The organism is Dehalococcoidales bacterium (assembly GCA_028717385.1).
In the GTDB taxonomy this organism is placed as follows: Bacteria; Chloroflexota; Dehalococcoidia; order Dehalococcoidales; family CSSed11-197; genus CSSed11-197.
Window position 1 is genome coordinate 1 of the sequence record JAQUNW010000069.1, and the last position, 3001, is coordinate 3001.

At 46.4% G+C, this 3001-nt stretch carries 4 protein-coding genes; all 4 read left to right on the forward strand.

The window, feature by feature from the left end; translation table 11 throughout:
• Positions 1-313: 313 nt before the first annotated feature.
• Genes PHX29_07385 through PHX29_07400 form a run of 4 tightly spaced genes read left to right on the forward strand, consistent with a single transcriptional unit; the run spans position 314 to position 2984 of the window.
• The gene (locus tag PHX29_07385; GenBank protein ID MDD5605704.1) at positions 314-1597 is read left to right on the forward strand and encodes a hemolysin family protein; all 1284 of its coding nucleotides are present in this window, start codon (positions 314-316) and stop codon (positions 1595-1597) included.
• On the forward strand, positions 1578-2222 hold the full coding sequence (locus PHX29_07390) for a TIGR03936 family radical SAM-associated protein (GenBank protein MDD5605705.1): 645 nt from the start codon (positions 1578-1580) through the stop codon (positions 2220-2222). Before PHX29_07385 ends, PHX29_07390 begins: the two co-directional genes overlap by 20 nt.
• Before the next feature lie 15 nt (positions 2223-2237).
• A complete protein-coding gene (locus tag PHX29_07395) occupies positions 2238-2837 on the forward strand; it encodes a histidine phosphatase family protein (GenBank protein MDD5605706.1) in 600 nt (199 codons plus the stop codon).
• A 21-nt stretch (positions 2838-2858) separates the two neighbouring features.
• Positions 2859-2984 carry a hypothetical protein gene (locus PHX29_07400; protein MDD5605707.1) on the forward strand — a complete coding sequence of 42 codons (126 nt, stop codon included), beginning with the start codon at positions 2859-2861 and terminating at the stop codon, positions 2982-2984.
• Positions 2985-3001: the final 17 nt, after the last annotated feature.

The window sequence follows — 3001 nt, forward strand, 5'->3', positions numbered from 1 at the left end:
CGGGCACAACTCGTGTGAGACCCTTCGCTACGCTCCAGGGTGACACTTGTTTATGAGTGCCCGTTGTAACATACGCGGTGTTTCCGTATAGACGGGCACAACTCGTGTGAGATTCTTCACTGCGTTCCGGAATGGCATGAGTTTAGTTTTACGTACAACCAACCAATAATTGCGTTTTACTGTATAATAAAGTTGGGCATCTGGTACTTATAAATTCGTTGACACTATGTGCCTTGGATGATATCATGCCTTTTGGCAAAAGTTATGAATAAAACCACTAGAGGTCGTGCAAGCAGAAGAGGTGAGTTAAAAATTGTCGTCTGAAGCCCTGTACTGGGTTCTTCTAATACTATGTATTATCATTTCGGCGTTCTTTTCCAGTTCAGAAACAGCATTTATTTCCATTGAGCGCTACCGTCTTCAACATCTGGTTGAAACCGGCAAGAGAGGGGCAGCTCTGGTTGCGAGGATGCTGGAAAGGCCAGAACGCATCCTTTCCACAATACTTCTTGGCAACAATCTGGTAAACACTGCCGCTGCTGCAATTGGTACAGTGTTGGCGGTCTCTTACTGGGGGGAAGAGCGAGGCGTAGCTATATCAACCATCATGGTCACCATTCTGCTTTTGATATTTGCCGAAAATACTCCCAAAATATTTGCCAGCCACAACGCGGAGAAACTGGTTTTTATTGTTGCTCGCCCTATCCAGATTTTGTCCTGGGTGTTCTATCCGGTGGTAGTATTGCTTAGCCTGATCGCCAGCGGGATTACAAAAATAATCGGCGGTAATAATTCACAGCAGCTGCTAGCCAGCCCGGAAGAAATCAAAGCCATGATCAACGTAGGCTCACGTGAGGGTTCGGTAGAAAAGTCAGAAGCTGAGCTTTTACATGCGGTTTTCGAATTTGGAGATAACCCGGTGTTCGAGGTTATGGTTCCAAGGACTGAGATAATTGCGGTTGAAAAAGGTACATCATTGAATGATTTCCTTAAGTTATATTCCGAATCCCCTATATCCCGCTTTCCGGTTTATGAAGAAAATTTGGATAACATCATCGGTATACTTTCCATAAAAGATGTATTAATGGCAATTGCTAAAGATTGTGCCAGTTTGGAAAACTCGGTAGAAGAGTTCATGCGCCCGGCTTATTTTACGCCAGAAACCAAAAAAATAAGCGAACTATTTACCGAAATGAAAGAAAACAACTTCCGAATGTGCGTGGTTATTGATGAATATGGCGGTACGGCTGGTATTGTTTCGCTTAGCCGCTTAATGGAAGAAATTGTCGGCCCGGTGGGGGATGAATTGGCTGCAGCGGAAAAAGAATATGAAGCTATCAATGAATATACCTTCCAGATAGATGGAGGTATGCGTATAGAAGAGGCTAATGAAGAACTGGGCTTAGATCTTCCGGAAGGGGAATACGAGACTGTAGCCGGGTTTATCCTGAGTTTTTTGGGCAAATTCCCCCGGCAGGGGCAAGTACTGCGTTACAATGGGCTCAAGATTGTGGTTACCCGTATGAAGGGTAAAAAAATAAAAGAGGTTCTGGTAACCCAGGAAGCCAAGCAACAGGATGCAGCGGCTGCGGCTTAGGTTTTCAAGGGGCGCTCGTCTCAAATATATTTCCCATTTGGATTTAATTCGTCTGTGGCATAGAGCTTTCCGACGCGCCGGGCTTGAGCTGGCTTATTCAGAAGGTTTCAATCCTCACCCCAGGATTCACATAGCAGCACCACTCCCATTGGGGGTAACAGGTGAATCAGAACTAATGGATGTGGTATTTGCCCGGGAATATTCTCCACATTATATACTCACGATGGTTAACCAGCAGCTCCCGGATGACCTGGAGGTAAAACAGGTTATGGTGGCGGCTCTGAATGCTCCATCTTTGCAGGGTCAGGTGCGCCGGGCGCATTACAGGGTTGAAGTATCAGTTGGCAACAGCCGGCAGGAAGTGGAAGCGGCGATTGCTAATCTGCTTGATCTGGACAATTTACCGTGGACTCACCGACGTGAAGAGAAGACGCGTAGTTATGATTTAAGAAGCCAGATATATGATATTTGGATTGAAGAAGCGACCCCTTCAATAATTATTATTGGTATGGATTTACAGTGCGATAGCGGTGGTTCCGGCCGGCCGGAACAGGTGGTGAAGGCACTTGGGCTCCCGCCGCCAGTTTCCATACACCGCACAAAGTTGGTAATAGAAGCAAACTAGGAGTTTTTGATTTTTATGGCTCGAATTATTCTGGCACGTCACGGAGAAACGGAATGGAACAAGCTCATGAGGGTTCAGGGCGGCAAGAGTGATGTCCCCTTGAATGATTTTGGCAGAAGCCAGGCTCAAAAAGCGCGTGACTTTTTACATAAGGAAGTCTTCCACGCCGTTTATGCAAGCCCGCTTTGCCGTGCACTGGAAACCGCACGTATTATCACTGAAGGCCGCAGCCTTGATATTATTACGGTGCCGGAACTGGTAGAAATCGATGCAGGGGATTACGAAGGCATTTTTACATCTGACCTCGGTCGTCGCTTTTCCCAGGTTGTATCCGAGCTGGACGAAAACGCCGAGCTGGCTTGTGCGCCTGGAGGGGAATCCCTTTCCATGGTGCAGGAGCGTGGCTGGAAAGTTATAGAAGACGTTCTGGCTAAACATAACGGTGAAACGGTGCTGGTTGTTACCCATTATTTTGTTATTCTTACCATCGTCTGTAAAGTGTTAAATTTGCCGCTCGTCAATATAAGCCGGTTTTACATGGACACCGGTGCCATAAGCACTATCAACCTGAATGGCTCCATCCCCAGGCTGGAAATGTTTAATCTTCTTCCTTGAATTTCGGAGCGAGTTTTTAAGATGACTTGTGAAGACGCTTCAAATTTGGAACAACAGCTAATAGAAGGCTATCAGGCTAGAGCCGAGGAAGAGGCTCGATGTGCTAGCGAATGGGAAATCGTATCTGTGGAAAACTGGCCGGAATAAAGCACCTTCCAAAACTT

What these genes read in the sequence shown, in the direction of transcription:
- PHX29_07390 (MDD5605705.1), top strand. Translation starts at nt 1,578, where the DNA reads ATGCAGCGGCTGCGGCTTAGGTTTTCAAGGGGCGCTCGTCTCAAATAT.
- PHX29_07395 (MDD5605706.1), top strand. Translation starts at nt 2,238, where the DNA reads ATGGCTCGAATTATTCTGGCACGTCACGGAGAAACGGAATGGAACAAG.
- PHX29_07400 (MDD5605707.1), top strand. Translation starts at nt 2,859, where the DNA reads ATGACTTGTGAAGACGCTTCAAATTTGGAACAACAGCTAATAGAAGGC.